Genomic DNA, 14582 nt, shown 5'->3' on the forward strand with positions numbered 1-14582 from the left:
CAGCAGGAGACGCGCCCATGCCGGCACCGTCCCAGACCCTGAAAGAGAAACTGAACGTGGGCTCCTGCCTGCTCGGCAGCTTCGTCTTCTCGCCCGACCCCGGAATTCCGGAGGTCTACGCGGAGGCGGGCTTCGACTTCGTCATCATCGACATGGAACACGCCCTCAACGATGTGCGCAGCGTGCTGGCCCACCTTCGGTCCTGCGCCGCGTCGGGCATCGGCGCGGTGGTGCGGCTCGGCAACGCCACCCTGGCGGACGCGCCCCGCCTGCTCGACGCCGGGGCCCAGGGGATCATGCTGCCGCACCTCGGGCTGCCGGGGTCCGGCGCCAAGGAAACACTGGCGTCGCTGCGCTACTGGCCGGCGGGCACGCGGCCGACCTGCACCGGCGTGCCGGCCGCCGGCTTCGGGCTGGCCGACTTCGCGGCGACGGTGGCGCGCTCGAACCGCGACGTCCTCTCCATCGGCCTCATCGAGGACCGGGAGTGCGTCGAGGCCATCGACGAGGTGCTGGAGGGGGCGGGCGTCGACTGGGTCATGCCCGGACCGGCCGATCTCGCCACCTCGCTGGGCGTGCACGGCGAGCTGCGGCATCCCACGGTGACCGCCGCCGTCGAGACCAGCATCGCCGCCGCCCGCCGCCGCGATATCCCGGTCGGCGTCTACATCAACGACCCGGCCGAGATCGCCGCCTGGACCGACAAGGGCGTGCGCTTCTTCGTCTACTCCATCGACTACAAGATCCTGGCGAAGACGCTGCGCGCGGCGGCGCTCGGCTGCCGCGAGCAGCTGAAGGTGACGGCATGAGCGGCGTCGCCGGGCGGAAATACCTGATCACCGGGGGCGCCAGCCTGATCGGCTCGCACCTCACCCGCGCGCTGCTCGACGCCGGGGCGGCCGAGGTGGTGCTGTACGACAACCTCAGCCTGGGCAGCGGCGCGGTGGTCGAGGCTCTGCAGCGCGACGACCGCGTGCGGGCGGTGCGCGGCGACGTGCTGCGCCTGCCGTCCCTGATGGACGCGATGGCGGGCGTGGACGGCGTGTTCGCGCTGGCCGCCTACCTGACGCTGCCGCTGGCCGCCGATCCGCCGCTGGGGGTGGAGGTCAACGTCATGGGGGCGCTCAACATCCTGGAGGCGGCCCGTCTGCTCGGCGGCCGGAAGGTCGTCTTCGCGTCCTCCATCGCCGTCTACGGCGGCGAGGTGCACGACGAGGTCACCGAGGCGACGCCGTTCCGCTCAAACGACGTCTCGGCCGCCTTCGCGGCCTACGCCTCCTCCAAGCTGCTGGGCGAGAGCATGGGACGCCTCTACGCGCAGAAGCACGGGGTTCCGTTCTGCGCCGTGCGCTTCTCCACGGTCTACGGCGAGAACCAGCACGGCCGCGGGGTCAACGCGCTCTACATCCTCGAAGCCCTGCAGGCGGTGCGGGACGGGCGGGCGCCGACGATCCGCGGCTCGGGCGCGGAGGCGCACGACTACCTCTACGCCGGCGACGCCGCCGCCGGGTGCGTCGCGGCCATGGAGCGGGGCGCGCCGGGCGAGGCCTACAACCTGGCGTCGGGCCGCTCCACCAGCGTCAACGAGATCGTCGCCATGGTCCTGGAGGAGTACGGCAGCCCCCTCCGGCCGGAACACGTGGCGGACACCCGCAGGGCCCGCTCGACCGAGCACGACCGGCTGCTGATCTCGCCCGCCAAGGCCAGGGAGGCGCTCGGCTGGGAGGCGGTGGTGGCGGTGCGCGACGGTGTCCGCCGGCTGCGCCGCTGGCTGGACGGTCTGCCGGACGCACCGGGGCGGGCGTGACGGAGGTTGACCAGCACCCCTTCTTCCCTTGGGAAAGAAGGGGTGCAGGAACGCGCGCGGGGCGCTTCATAAATCATAAATATTGATAAGCGCATTATCAGCGTTGACAACAATAATTGAATGTGTCACTAATAAAATTATGAACAGACGAGCTTGATGAGCTTCTGTTTTGATGATGAAGCTCGGAGTACGGGCTGCATATGACATTATTTGCGCTGTAATGATGCGTTGAAGCCGCCTGACGGGCGGTTATCCCATGTGTGAGGCCTCGTCGAGCCGATTGCGGTTGACGAGCGTGCCGGGTAGCGCCGTGCCTTGGTCATGAATGGTGAGTCGTAAGTCATAAATACGAGCGCGGCCCCGAAGATTTGGGCGAGGCCCGCGTCGGAAAAACCGGAGGGAAGGGAACCACCATGAAGCGGATCATGCTTCTGTGCGCCGCGACCGCCGCGGTGTTCACGCTCGGCGCCGCGCGTGCCGACGCCGCCGAATACCGGTGGCGCCTGTATGGCGCGCTGCCGACGACGCACGACTACCCGAAGCGCCTGATGGAGGGCCTGAAGAAGATCGAGCAGCGCAGCGGCGGGCGCCTGTCCGTCCGCTATTCCTATTACGCGGAGACCCCCTACAAGGTCACCGACGCGCTCACTGTCATGCGCGACGGTCTGGCGGAGATGACGGAGTGGCTGCCCTCCTACAGCGCCGGCACTTATCCGGTGCTGGCGGCGCCGGAACTGCCGTTCCTGCTTCCCGCCCGGACGAGTTCGGCGGATGGGCAGGCGGCCGTCAACCGCGCCTGGGCGAGCCCGTCGGTGGACGCCGCCATGAAGCGCGTCCTGGCGGACCACGGGGCGCAGCTGCTGGGCCGGTACTATTTCGAGCCGATGAACTTCTGGTTCGTCAAGCCGGTCAAGGAGGTCAAGGAGTTCCACAACCAGAAGGTCCGCGTCTACAGCCCCGAGCTGGCCGACCTGATGGCGCACGTCGGGTCCTCGCCGGTCAACCTGTCGACGACGGAGGTCTACACCGCCCTGCAGCGCAACGTGCTCGACGGGGTCATTACGGGCTCCGGCAACATCCGCGGCTCGAAGTGGAACGAGGTGCTCCGCTCCGGCTACATCACCAACCTCATGTTCACCTCGACCACCATCCTGGTGAGCCGCAAGGCGCTGGACAAGCTGCCGGCCGACCTGCAGGCCATCGTCGTCGAGGAGATGAAGACGACGACCGACGCCCTGCAGGCCTTCATGCCGCAAAGCGACGCGGCCAAGCAGGCCGATCTGAAGACGGCCGGCTTCGCCATCACCGAAGCGTCCCCGGAAGATTACGCCCGCTTCCGGGAGGTCGCTTCCACCGGCGTGTGGCCGTCCTGGAGCAAGCGGGCCGGCGGCGAGTCCGAGAAGATCCTGGCGGAAATCACCAGCGCCATCGCCGGGAAATAAGCGCCGGACACACGGCGATCACGAACTTCCAGTGGGAGAGAGGGATGTTTGATCTGGTGATCCGTGGGGCCACGGTCGTCGATGGCCAGGGGGCGGAACCGGTGCGGACCGACGTCGGCGTCAAGGACGGGCGCATCGCCGCGCTGGGCGCGCCGGGGCGCGAGGCGGCCGAGGTGGTGGACGCCGACGGGCTGTGCCTCAGCCCCGGCTTCGTCGATGTCCACACGCACTACGACGCCCAGGTCACCTGGGACCCGACGCTGTCCCCTTCCTCGTCGCTGGGGGTGACGACGGTCGTCATGGGGAACTGCGGGTTCGGCATCGTGCCCTGCCCGCCGCCGGCCAACGAGACGCTGATGCGCAACCTGTCGGTGGTCGAGGGCATGGACCTCGACGCGTTGCGCGCCGGCATCCGCTGGGAGTTCACGACCTTCCCCGAATACATGGACTTCCTGCGGCGGCAATCGCCGTACCTGAACACCGCCGTGCTGATCGGCCATTCCACCGTGCGCACCACCGTGATGGGCGACGCCGCGTCGGTGCGCGAGCAGCCGACGGCCGACGAGCTGCACGCCATGCGCGAGACGGTGCGCGAGGCCTTGCGGGCCGGCGCCATGGGCTTTGCCTCCTCCTTCTCGCCGAATCACAGCGGCTACGGCGGCGTGCCGATGCCCTCCACGCTCTCCACCGAGGAGGAACTGCGCGCCATCGTCGGCGTCCTGGGGGAGGAGGGACGCGGCGTCTTCCAGATGGCGACGGGCGCGCGCGCGACGGTCGACCTCCTGGAATCGCTCAGCGCCGACACTTCCCGCCCGGTGATCATGAGCGCCGCGCTGACCATGTTCAACGAGGCCGAGCCGCAGACGGCTCTCACCATCCTCGACCGCATCGCCGGCGCGCGCAACCGCGGGCGCTCGGTCCACGCCCAGGTGACGTGCCAGCCGCTGTCCCTGGATTTCACCGCCGACAACGCCTACCCGTTCTTCAGCCACGCCGCCTTCGACCGCGTGCGTCAGGTGGACGGCGCGGAGAAGCGGCGGATCTTCGCCGACCCGGCGTTCCGCGAGGCCTTCCGGCAGAACCTGCGCGCGCCGCAGCCCGGCGTGCTGTTCCACGGCAACTGGGAGCGGGTCAGCGTCGCCGTCGCCGCCACCCCGGCCCTGGCGGAATTCGAGAACCTTTCCGTCGCCGAGGTCGCGCGCCGCCGCGGCGGCGATCCGGTGGACGCCTTCTTCGACCTCAGCCTGGAGGAGGATCTGCGGACCGTCTTCGTCGGCAAGCTGCTCAACGCCGACGACGAGGGGGTGGCGCCCATCCTTCGACACCAGTCCGGCGTGATCGCGCTGTCGGACGCCGGCGCGCACCTGTCCTTCATGTGCGATGCCGGCTACGGCCTGCATTTCCTGGCCCATTGGGTGCGCGAGCGGGGCGACTTCGACCTGGCGGAGGGGATCCGCCGCCTGACGAGCCATCCCGCCGACCTCTACGGCATCCCCGACCGCGGGCGCATCGCGCCGGGCGCCTGGGCCGACCTGCTGCTCTTCGACCCGCAGACCGTCGGCATCTCGAAGCCGTTGCGCGTCAGCGACCTGCCCGCCGGTGCCACCCGCACCATCCGCGAGCCGAAGGGCCTCCATGGACAGTGGGTCAACGGCGTGCGGGTCTACGGCGACGGCCGCTGCCTGGAGCTTCCCAAGGGGCCGGGCCACGTGCTCGACCGCTTCCACTGACCCCCGGCGAGGAGAGCGAGCCATGTCCGGCACCCCCGCCCTGCGCACCAACCCCGATGGCTTCCGCCGCGACGTGCGCCCGCCGCGCACCCCGCCCATCCCGGGCACCTGCGACTGCCACATGCACATCGTCGGGCCGTACGCGACGTACCCTCTGCGCGAGACGCGCACCTTCACGCCCCCGGAATCGACCCTCGACGACTATCTCGCGACGGCGCGCACGGTGGGCATCGACCGTATGGTGATCGTCCAGCCGAGCTTCTTCGGCAAGGACAACGCCTGCACGCTGGACTCCGTCGCCCGGATGGAAGGGCGGGCGCGGGCGGTGGTCGTGGTCGATCCCGACACCGCCGACGACGAGTTGCAGGCGATGCACGACCGCGGCGCGCGCGGGGTGCGCCTGCAGATGGTGGCGACGGGCGGGCTCAGCCTCGACGCCATCGAGCGGGTCGCCGCCCGCATCCAGCCGCTGGGCTGGCACGTGCAACTCTACCTCGACGCCCGGCGGCTGCCCGATCTCGCCGAACGGCTGCGGCGCCTGCCGGTCGACGTCGTCTTCGACCACATGGCGCACGTCGAACCCGACAGCGGCGTGGACGAGGAGGGTTTCCGCATCCTGCTCGACCTGCTGGCCGGCGGCCGCGCGTGGGTGAAGCTGTCCAACGCCCTGTTCCCGCCGTCGGCGGAGCGCGCGCGGCGCCTGATCGCCGCCAACCCGGAGCGGGCGCTGTGGGGCAGCGACTGGCCGCACGTCGCCTACGGCGAGGCGCCGCCCGACGACGGCGCGCTGCTCGACGCCCTGGCCGACTGGACCGGGGACGAGGCGACCCGCCGCCGCGTGCTCGTCGACAACCCGACCGCGCTGTATTTCCGGACGTGACCGCCCATGGAACGTGCCCTGCACAGGCTTGAGACGGCGGCGCTGGTGATCGGCGCCCTGTCCTGCGGCCTGCTCACCATTCTGACCATTCTCGACATCGGGCTGCGGCCGCTCAACGTCGCCTTCCACGTCGCCGGGGAGATGAGCGGCTTCCTCATGGCGTGGCTCATCTTCTTCAGCTTGGCCACGGTCTCCCGGACCCGGCAGCACATCGCCGCCGACTTCTTCGTCAGCCGCTTTCCGCCGGCGGTCCAGCGCGGGTTCGAGCGGGTCGGCGACGCGGCGGCGCTGCTCTACGTCAGCGCCCTGGTCTACATCTGCGGTGAACTGACGATGACCAGCCTCGCCGACGACCTGCGCTCGCAGGGCATCCTGCGCACGCCGATCGCCATCCCGCAGCTCGGCATGATGCTCGGCCTCGCGCTGCTGTGGCTGCGCCACGCCGCCTTCGTCTTCCGGCACGCGAAGGCCCCGGATCCCGCGCCGCCACATTCCCTTCCCGTCTCAGCCGTCGGGCCCAAGCCATGACCACGCTCCTCCTCATGGGGTTGACGGTGCTGCTGCCGCTCGTGATCGGCGTGCCGATCGCGGTGACCCTGGGGGGCAGCGGCCTCCTGTGGATTGCCCTGCTCGACCCGAACCTGCTGCGCGGCGCCGGGCACGCGGTGTGGAACACCGCCGAGAACTATGTGCTCATCAGCATCCCGCTGTTCATCCTGATGGGTGAACTGATCGAGCGCGCCAACTTCGCCAACCGGTTCTACGACGCCGTGTCGCTGTGGCTGCGCCCGATCCCCGGCGGCCTGCTGCACGCCAACATCGCCGCCTGCTCGCTGTTCTCGGCGGTCAGCGGCTCCAGCGTGGCGACGGCGGCCACCATCGGCAAGGCAGCCATCCCCAACCTCGAACGGCTGCGCTACGACCGCCGGCTCACGCTGGGGTCGCTGGCGGCCGGCGGCACGCTGGGCATCCTCATCCCGCCCAGCATCCCGCTGATCATCTACGCGGCGCTGGTCGAGGTGTCGCTCGGCCGGCTCGTCGTGGCGGCGATCATTCCCGGGATCATGATGGCGCTGATCTTCAGCGGCTATCTGTGGATCGTGGCGTGGCGCCGCCCGGAGGCCGCCCCGCGGCTGGGCGGGCGGCCCGACGCCGCCGCCCTGCTGCGCTCGCTGGGCGCCATGCTGCCGCTGTTCTTCATCATCGCGATCATCCTCTGCGGCATCTATTTCGGCTGGGCGACGACGACCGAGGTCGCGGCGCTCGGCGTGGTCGCCGCCGCCGGGCTGGCGCTGCTGCAAGGGCAGCTGACCTGGCCGGTCGTCCGGGACTCCGTGGTCGCCACCGTCCGCTTCACGGCGATGCTGCTGCTGGTCATCATCGGCGCGCAGATCTTCTCCTTCGCCATCTTCAGCTGGGGCGTCAACTACGAGATCTCGGACTGGATCACCGGCCTGCCTTACCCGCGCCTGGCGATCCTCGGCGTCATCGTCGCGATCTATCTGATCCTCGGCATGTTCATCGACTCCATCTCGATGATGGTGCTGACGCTGTCGGTGGTCTACCCGGTCATCACCGGGCTCGACTACGACCCGGTTTGGTTCGGCATCATCCTGGTGATCCTGCTGGAGATCGGGCTGATCACGCCGCCGGTGGGCATGAACCTCTACACCATCCAGGCGCTCGACCCGGTGCGGATCTCGCTGGGCGAGGTGACGCGCGGGGCCTTGCCCTTCGTGCTCCTGCTGCTCGCCGGCATCGCCCTTCTGATCGCTTTCCCGGGGATCGCCCTGTGGCTTCCCTCGCTCATGTTCTGACCATGGACCCGAACACCGCACCGGAGGAAATCATGCATGGACTGAACGGACGGCACGTCGTGGTGACCGGCGGAACCGGCGGGCTGGGAACCGCGGTCGTCGGCCGGCTTCTGGAAGCGGGCGCGGTCTGCCACGTTCCCTGCAACGATTCGGCCGAGCTGGCGGGGTTTCCCCACGCCGGGCATGTGCGGCTCCACGTGGCGGCCGTCGACCTGACCGAGGAGGAGGCGGTGATGGCGTTCTACCGGAGGGTTCCGGCGCTGTTCGCGTCGATCCACCTGGCCGGGGGCTTCGCCATGGCGCCGGTCACCGAGACCGACCAGGGTGCCTTCACGCGGATGCTCGACCTCAATCTCACCACCTGCTTCCTGTGCTGCCGGGAGGCGGTCCGGCGCCTGCGCGCCGACGGCGGGCCGGAGGGCGGGCGCATCGTCAACGTCGCCGCCCGTCCGGCGCTCGAACCGCGCACCGCCGGCGGGATGGTGGCCTACGCCACCTCGAAGGCGGCGGTGGTCGGGCTGACGCAGAGCCTGGCCGCCGAGGTGGCCGGCGCGGGCATCCTGGTCAACGCCATCGCCCCGTCGATCCTCGACACGCCGGCCAACCGGCGCGACATGCCGGACGCCGACCACGCGCGCTGGCCCAAGACCGACGAGGTCGCCAGCACCATCCTGTTCCTTGCCTCGCCGGAGAACCGCCTGACCCACGGCGCGGTGGTGCCGGTCTACGGCCGGGCCTGACGCCGCCGGGCGACCCCCAATCACGGAGGTTTGACACGATGCCGTACCTCGACTCTCCCGACGGCCGCCTCTCCTACGACGTCATCGACATCACGGCGCCGTGGGTCGAGTCCCCGCAGACCATCCTGTTCCACCACGGCGTCAGCACCACCAGCGGCATCTGGAGCGAGTGGCTGCCGCAGCTTGCCGACCGCTACCGCATCGTCCGGTTCGACACCCGCGGCTTCGGCCGCTCGGCGGTCCCGGACCCGGGGTTCGCGTGGTCCATGGACGGCTTGGTCGCCGACGCCCTGGCGGTCGCCGCGGCCGCGGGCGCCGAACGCTTCCATTGCGTGGGCGAGTCCATCGGCGGGACGGTCGCCATCGCGCTGGCGATCCGCCACCCGGACCGGCTGCTCAGCCTGACGGTCAGCAACGGCGCGCACCAGGGAAGCGCCGTGCAGAACGTCCGTGGGCAGTGGGACCGCCGCATCGCCGACGACGGCCAGGAAGCCTGGGCGAACGAGATGATGGCGCGGCGCTTCTTCCCCGGCGCGCTGTCGGAGGAGAAGTTCCGGTGGTTCGAGCGGGAGCACGCGACCTGCTCCGCCCATGTCACCCTGGGGCTCGCCAACCTGCTGCTGGAGACCGACCTGACGCCGGGGGTCGGGGGCATCCGGATGCCGGTGCTGCTGCTCAGCCCGGACGCCAGCCCGTTCATCCCGCCGTCCGTCATGTGCGACCTGCACGCCCGCCTGCCGGACTCCGAGCTCCAGGTCTTCGCACACTCCCGGCATGGCCTTCCGCTGTCCCACGGCCGGGAATGCGGGGCGGCGTTGCGGCGCTTTCTCGATCGTCGGTTCGGGGCGGGCTGATGGAAGGGGGACGACCCGCCGGCGGGCATCCCTATCGGCGAGTTCCCCTGTTCCGCGGACTGAGGTAAAAGCGTTCCCGCATGCCCGGCGGCACAGCCGAGCTCCGCAGGCGCGAAAGGGTTCCATGAGACGGGTGAACGCCACCAAGAAGACGCGTGTCCAGCGGTCCGAGGAGGCCCGCGACGCCCTGTTCCAGGCGGCCGCCGAGATCGTCGGCGAGTACGGCTACATCGACGCGTCGATCAGCCGGATCACCCAGCGCGCCAATCTGGCGCACGGCACCTTCTACAACTACTTCGCCTCACGGCAGGATATCTTCGACGAGCTGCTGCCGGTGCTCGGCGCGAAGATGCTCGTCCACATCCGCCAGCAGGTGAGCGGCGCCGGCAGCTTCTTGGAGCGGGAGGAGCGCTCGTTCCGCGCCTTCTTCGGCTTCCTCAAGCGCATGCCCTATTTCCTGCGCATTCTGAACGATGCGGAGATCTTCGCCCCCAAGGCGCACCGCCAGCATTTCCGCAACATCACCGACGGTTACCTGCGTTTCCTGCGCAAGGCTCGTGCCACCGGCGAGATCGCCGACCTCAACGACGAAGCGCTGGAGGCCCTCGCCTACATCCTCATCGCCGCGCGCGGCTATCTCGCCCTGCGCTACATGACGGCGGAGCGCGGCATCGAGCTGCCGGAGGAGGCGGTGCGCGTCTACATGCAGCTGGTGTCGAGTGGCATCGCCAGGAAAGGTACGTCCGCATCGTCGATGCCCTAAGATCGTCAGGTCGCCCTTCCCAGCCAAACGCTCCCGAAGCCAAGCGGCCGTCGCCGCTGCAGACAGGATCGGTGTCCGCCGCTCTTGCCCGGGTGAAGCCCCTGGCCGCTCCGTTGCTTCTGACCGATGCGAACCGCCGTTAGAACCGCGTGCCCAGCGAGAAGAACGCCCGCACCCCGCGGTCCTGGGTGGTGAAGGGGTTGCGCATGAACGGCTTGGCGACCTCCACGGTCGCGTCCAGCCGCTCCAGCAGCCCGAACCGCACGCCCGTCCCTGCCGAGGCCAGCGACTGCCGGCCATGCCGGCTGCCGGATTCGCGATTCCACACGCTGCCATAATCCGAAAAGACGTAGAGCTGTGCGTAGGTCAGCCACTCCTGCCAGGGCGGGACCACGTACTGGAACTCGGCGCGGGTGGCGAAGCCGCTGTCACCGGTGATCTCCGAGGCGTCGAAGGCGCGGCCGTAGGACTTGCCGCCGACGCCGAACTCCTCCGACGACAGCAGCTCGTGCCCGGCGTACTGACCCTCGCCGGCCAGCACCAGGGCGAACTCCTCGCTGAGCTTCTGGTCGCGCTGCACGACGAGGCCGAACTTGGTGAAGTCGCTGCGGCCCCCGGCGCGCGAACGCGCCGCCACCGTGCCGCGCCGCGTCGCCTCCAGCACGTTGAGGCCTTGGGCGAGCGTCGCCTGCACCAGGTTGCTGCCGTCCCAGGAATCCGCGATGTCGTAGGACAGCGTGCCGGACAGCACGCGCAGGCGGTCCTCGCTCTGACGGCGTTGCAGGATGTTGGTGCGGCTGTTGCGCACGGTGAAGGCCAGTTCGCCGCGCAGCGTCTCCGACCGGCTGCGCAGGAACGGGTGCGCCACCGCCAGCCGCAGCGACGAGGTCAAACTGTCGATCTCCAGCGCGCGCACGTTGTCGCCGGGCTCGGCCCAGCTGCGGCGCAGGCCGAGCTGGGCGGTGGTGCCCTCGCTGTCGAGCACTTCAGTGTGCGTGACGTCGAGGAAGCGCAGCTCGCGGATCTGCTGCGCGATGCTGCCCGTCCCTGTGGTGCGGTCGAAGCGGCCGAGCTGGTCGTCGGCCGTGACGCTGCCCGACAGCTGCAGCACGCCCACCGACCGTGTGCCGCGGTTGTCCAGCGACAGTGAGCCGGAAATGGCCTTGCGCTCCAGGTTGAAGGTCAGGTTGGAGGCGCCGGGCACGCCCTCCGCCGGCTCCAGCACAGTGCGCACGGTGACGCCCGGCAGGTCGTCGGCGAGCAGGACGTAGCGCTCCATGTCGTCCATGCGCAGCGGGCGCGAGGCCTTGATCTTCGCTGCCATGCCCTGGAGGATGCCGGCGTGGTCGGCGAAGTCGCCCTGGACCGTCACCTCGTTGATGTAGCCCTCGATCACCTGCAGCCGCACCACGCCGCCGCGGATGCGCTGCGCCGGCACCACCGCCTGCGAGAGCACGTAGCCGTCGTTGCGGTACTTCGCGGTGATGGCGTCGCGCACGCCGTACACCTCGGCCAGCGTCACCGTGCGGTTCAACAGCCCTTCCCACAGCGGTCGCAGCTCGTCGGTGGTGTAGACGGTGGCGCCGTCCAGCTCGATGGACGACAGGGTGAAGCGGATGCCCTCGGCGTCCTTGGGCGGCGGCGCCTGCTCGGGCGCCGGCAGCTCGGGTTCGGGCACCGACTGCGGGGTGGGGGGCTGGTCGAAGCGCTGCTCCAGCCGGTTCGGGTCGATGGGGCCGGGCAGGCTCTGGGCCGAGGCGGAGATGGGCGCGGGCAGCGCCGCAGCCCACAGCAGGACCGGCAGCCACCAAGCGAATCGACCCGGAGTGGCGGCCGTGGACCGCAAAGGCATGATCTCGTCGTTCCCGCTCGCAACCTCTGGCCCGAGTCTTAGAGCAGCCACCCGCCTTCGCGCAACGAGCGGCCCCGGATTTCCGCGCCGCACCACCAGACATGGAGCCGGTGTGGCAAAGCAGCCGCAAGACCATCTGGCAATGCGTCTTATGCGGGAATTCGTGGGCGGACACAACACGCGTACTTCCAAGAAATGCGCGGTGACCACGTCTTTGTCGGGCGGTTTGTTTAGACTCGTTGTGTTCAGTAGTCCTGCGTCCTAAGGTGGTGGGGTTGACTATTAGGAGACTCCCGTGACGGCGCACGCCAAGTCCGTCGATCATCGCCATTTCCCGGCCGGCACTGTGCTGGTCCGGCAGGGCGACACCGGCGACTGCGGCTGGATCCTCGAATCGGGCGAGGTGGAAGTGGCGCTGGAGACCCCGGCCGGCACCAAGCGCTTGGCCGTCCTCGGCCCCGGCGCCCTGGTGGGCGAGATGGCGCTGATCGACTCCGGTGTGCGCAGCGCCACGGTGACGGCGCTCAGCGACGTCAACGCGCTGGAACTGACCGGGGCGATGGTCCGCCGGCACATCGCGGCCGGGCCGCCGCTCGCCTCCTATCTGCTGTCCAGCCTGATCACCGCCATCCGCCGCGCCCACGGCCTGTGGGTGGAGGAGCGCGATCCGAAGGACGGGCCGGTGCGCTCACGCCGCACGTTCGACCGGGTGCTCGACCGCCGCGGCTATTCCGACGGGCACGTCTTCTTCCGCCAGGACGATTCCGCCACGGTGGCCTACCTGATCCAGTTCGGGCAGGTGTCGATCCGCCGCGACGGCGCGGAGCTGGCGGTGCTCGGCCCCGGCCGAATCTTCGGCGAACTGGCGCTGCTGCGCTCCCAGCCGCGGGTGGCGACCGCCGTCGCCGTCGGCCAGACCACCTGCGAAGTGATTCGCCGCGAGGACTTCAAGCACGCCATCTCGGCCATGCCGCCGATCCTGCGCTCGCTGACGCGGATCTACGTGGAGATGCTGTCCAACCCGCTCTACCTGACGCTCAGCGCCCGTCTGAACCGCGCCGAAACACCGCCGGAGCCGCTGGCCGAGACGCTACCGTAAGCCATGCCGCATCGGCTATCCTGGCGGGCAAGACGGTTGACGGGATGGTAACGGTGCGGCGGATCACGGGTGCGGGCTGGCTGGTGGCGGGCGTGGTCGTCGCGTTGCTGGGGTCGGTGGTGGTGGCCGTCGGCGCGCCGGGCGAGCGCGTCGCCATCGTGCGCAGCGCGCCGGGCGCCGCGCCGTCGCGACCGGTGACGCTGGAGGCGGCGGACTGGGAGGCCTTCCTCGCCGCCAGCCGCACCACCCGCGCCGAGGCCGCCCGCAGCGCCCGCGACGCCGCCACCGCCCGGGTGAAGGCCACGGTGGCCGAGGCGGTCGCCGCCATGCGAGCAGACATCCCGGCCTTCCTCGCGTGGCGCTTCTCCTTCTTCACCACCTACCGCCTGACCTTCTCGGCCCTCGCCGGGGCCTTCACCGGCACCAGCCCGGCGGAGTCCGTCGGCGCGGTGACGGCTGAGCGCTTCCGCGCCCTGGTGCTGAACCCCGATGCGTTGCGCACCCGCCTGTCCGCCGCCATGGACGCCGTCGCCGCCGACACCATTGCACGCCGCGCCGCGCTGACGGTCGAGCGCGCCGCCGCCCTCGACCGCATGGCGGCGGAGCGTGGGCTGTCGGCCGGCTCCGGCTCCGTGATGGCGGCGGTGTCGGAGGCCGACGCGCTCGGCCTGCCGACTCCCGACCCGCTGCGCCCGCAGGTGCCGATTCCCGACCCCTCCGGCGAGGTCGGCTGGCTGGGCGGGCGCGAGGCGTTGGTGATGGCCGGCCGGCAGGCGGCCCGGCGCGGCACCGGCCTTGCCGCCGAGCCGGCGCTGATGGCCAGCTTGCCGGTGGCGCTGCTGGAGGGCGCGCCGCTGTTGGCTGCCCCGGTGGTGGGGGTGGTTGCCACCGGCGTCGGCATGGCGGTGGAGTACCTTGCCGTCCGCCTCTGGGAGTCGGAGGAGCGCGACGACCTCGTCAAGGCCGCCAACGAGGCGCTCGACCTCTACGCGGTGTTGCTGGTGAGCGGCCTGCAGCCGATGGCCGACGACGTAGTGCTGCGGACGCTGGGGCCCTGGGAGTAGTCTGTGCCTCAACTGGTACGACCAACTTTGCCACGAATTGATGCCGGTCAATGCCGGAACCCTGCTGCCTGTGGAGCGTGCGCCGCAGATTCACGCAGCAAGGCTTCCCGTCATGGAATGGTCGGACGCGCTTTCCATCGGCATTCCGGAGATCGACGCGCAGCATCGCGTCTTCGTCGGCATGCTCGACCGCTTACGCGCGGTGTCCGGCGAGCCGGGGGCGAATCGCAACGAGCTGCGCGTGCTGCTGTCCGATCTGGTGACCTACGCCGAGCATCACTTCGTGGACGAGGAGGAGCGCATGGTCGCCGCCGGCTATCCCGGTGCCGCCGCGCATGCCGCGGCGCATGACTCGGCGGCGCGGCGAATCCATGACCTGCTGATCCGCGACGCCGACGAGGTCGAGCTGTACCGCTTCCTCAGCGCCTTTCTGAAGGCGTGGCTGGTCAACCACATCATGAGGGAAGACAAGGCGTTCGGCGACTGGCTGACCGGCGCCACCCCGGCGGAGCGATGCGCCTGAGCCGCCGCAGG

At 70.1% G+C, this 14582-nt stretch carries 14 protein-coding genes; 13 read left to right on the forward strand and 1 reads right to left on the reverse strand.

Annotated elements, in window-relative coordinates; genetic code table 11:
• The first annotated feature begins 17 nt into the window (after positions 1 to 17).
• The 10 genes from ACRWK7_RS06500 to ACRWK7_RS06545 all read left to right on the forward strand — a co-directional run bounded on the left by ACRWK7_RS06500 (position 18) and on the right by ACRWK7_RS06545 (position 10033).
• Entirely contained in the window at positions 18 to 809 is a 792-nt protein-coding gene (locus tag ACRWK7_RS06500; RefSeq protein WP_431855388.1) for an HpcH/HpaI aldolase family protein, read from the forward strand.
• Positions 806 to 1807 (forward strand): NAD-dependent epimerase/dehydratase family protein, encoded by a 1002-nt coding sequence (locus ACRWK7_RS06505; protein ID WP_431855389.1) that lies wholly within the window; start codon positions 806 to 808, stop codon positions 1805 to 1807. The genes ACRWK7_RS06500 and ACRWK7_RS06505 overlap by 4 nt, the downstream gene beginning before the upstream one ends.
• Positions 1808 to 2220: 413 nt before the next feature.
• Positions 2221 to 3249 carry a TRAP transporter substrate-binding protein gene (locus ACRWK7_RS06510; protein ID WP_431855390.1) on the forward strand — a complete coding sequence of 343 codons (1029 nt, stop codon included), beginning with the start codon at positions 2221 to 2223 and terminating at the stop codon, positions 3247 to 3249.
• A gap of 44 nt (positions 3250 to 3293) precedes the next feature.
• A complete protein-coding gene (locus tag ACRWK7_RS06515; RefSeq protein WP_431855391.1) occupies positions 3294 to 4979 on the forward strand; it encodes an N-acyl-D-amino-acid deacylase family protein in 1686 nt (561 codons plus the stop codon).
• Between the two features lie 22 nt (positions 4980 to 5001).
• Positions 5002 to 5859, forward strand: coding sequence for an amidohydrolase family protein (locus tag ACRWK7_RS06520; RefSeq protein ID WP_431855392.1), 858 nt, complete (start codon positions 5002 to 5004; stop codon positions 5857 to 5859).
• 6 nt (positions 5860 to 5865) lie between these two features.
• Positions 5866 to 6387: a TRAP transporter small permease gene (locus tag ACRWK7_RS06525; RefSeq protein WP_431855393.1), complete on the forward strand. Its 522-nt coding sequence runs from the start codon at positions 5866 to 5868 to the stop codon at positions 6385 to 6387.
• The gene (locus tag ACRWK7_RS06530) at positions 6384 to 7676 is read left to right on the forward strand and encodes a TRAP transporter large permease (protein WP_431855394.1); all 1293 of its coding nucleotides are present in this window, start codon (positions 6384 to 6386) and stop codon (positions 7674 to 7676) included. Before ACRWK7_RS06525 ends, ACRWK7_RS06530 begins: the two co-directional genes overlap by 4 nt.
• A gap of 32 nt (positions 7677 to 7708) precedes the next feature.
• Positions 7709 to 8416 (forward strand): SDR family NAD(P)-dependent oxidoreductase, encoded by a 708-nt coding sequence (locus tag ACRWK7_RS06535; RefSeq protein ID WP_431855395.1) that lies wholly within the window; start codon positions 7709 to 7711, stop codon positions 8414 to 8416.
• 38 nt (positions 8417 to 8454) lie between these two features.
• A complete protein-coding gene (locus tag ACRWK7_RS06540) occupies positions 8455 to 9270 on the forward strand; it encodes an alpha/beta fold hydrolase (RefSeq protein WP_431855396.1) in 816 nt (271 codons plus the stop codon).
• A 124-nt stretch (positions 9271 to 9394) separates the two neighbouring features.
• Positions 9395 to 10033: a TetR/AcrR family transcriptional regulator gene (locus ACRWK7_RS06545; RefSeq protein WP_431855397.1), complete on the forward strand. Its 639-nt coding sequence runs from the start codon at positions 9395 to 9397 to the stop codon at positions 10031 to 10033.
• 139 nt (positions 10034 to 10172) lie between these two features.
• Here ACRWK7_RS06545 and ACRWK7_RS06550 read toward each other — a convergent pair whose 3' ends face one another.
• Complete coding sequence (locus tag ACRWK7_RS06550; RefSeq protein ID WP_431855399.1) at positions 10173 to 11885, reverse strand: ShlB/FhaC/HecB family hemolysin secretion/activation protein; 1713 nt, start codon at positions 11883 to 11885, stop codon at positions 10173 to 10175.
• 295 nt (positions 11886 to 12180) lie between these two features.
• Here ACRWK7_RS06550 and ACRWK7_RS06555 point away from each other — a divergent pair, with 295 nt between their 5' ends.
• The 3 genes from ACRWK7_RS06555 (at position 12181) to ACRWK7_RS06565 (ending at position 14571) form a co-directional block, all read left to right on the forward strand.
• The gene (locus tag ACRWK7_RS06555) at positions 12181 to 12984 is read left to right on the forward strand and encodes a cyclic nucleotide-binding domain-containing protein (RefSeq protein ID WP_431855400.1); all 804 of its coding nucleotides are present in this window, start codon (positions 12181 to 12183) and stop codon (positions 12982 to 12984) included.
• 53 nt (positions 12985 to 13037) lie between these two features.
• Complete coding sequence (locus ACRWK7_RS06560; protein ID WP_431855401.1) at positions 13038 to 14048, forward strand: hypothetical protein; 1011 nt, start codon at positions 13038 to 13040, stop codon at positions 14046 to 14048.
• 112 nt (positions 14049 to 14160) lie between these two features.
• Positions 14161 to 14571, forward strand: a complete 411-nt coding sequence (locus ACRWK7_RS06565) for a bacteriohemerythrin (protein WP_431855402.1) — start codon at positions 14161 to 14163, stop codon at positions 14569 to 14571.
• The last annotated feature ends 11 nt before the right edge of the window (positions 14572 to 14582 follow it).

The sequence above is a fragment of the Azospirillum sp. genome (assembly GCF_050789165.1).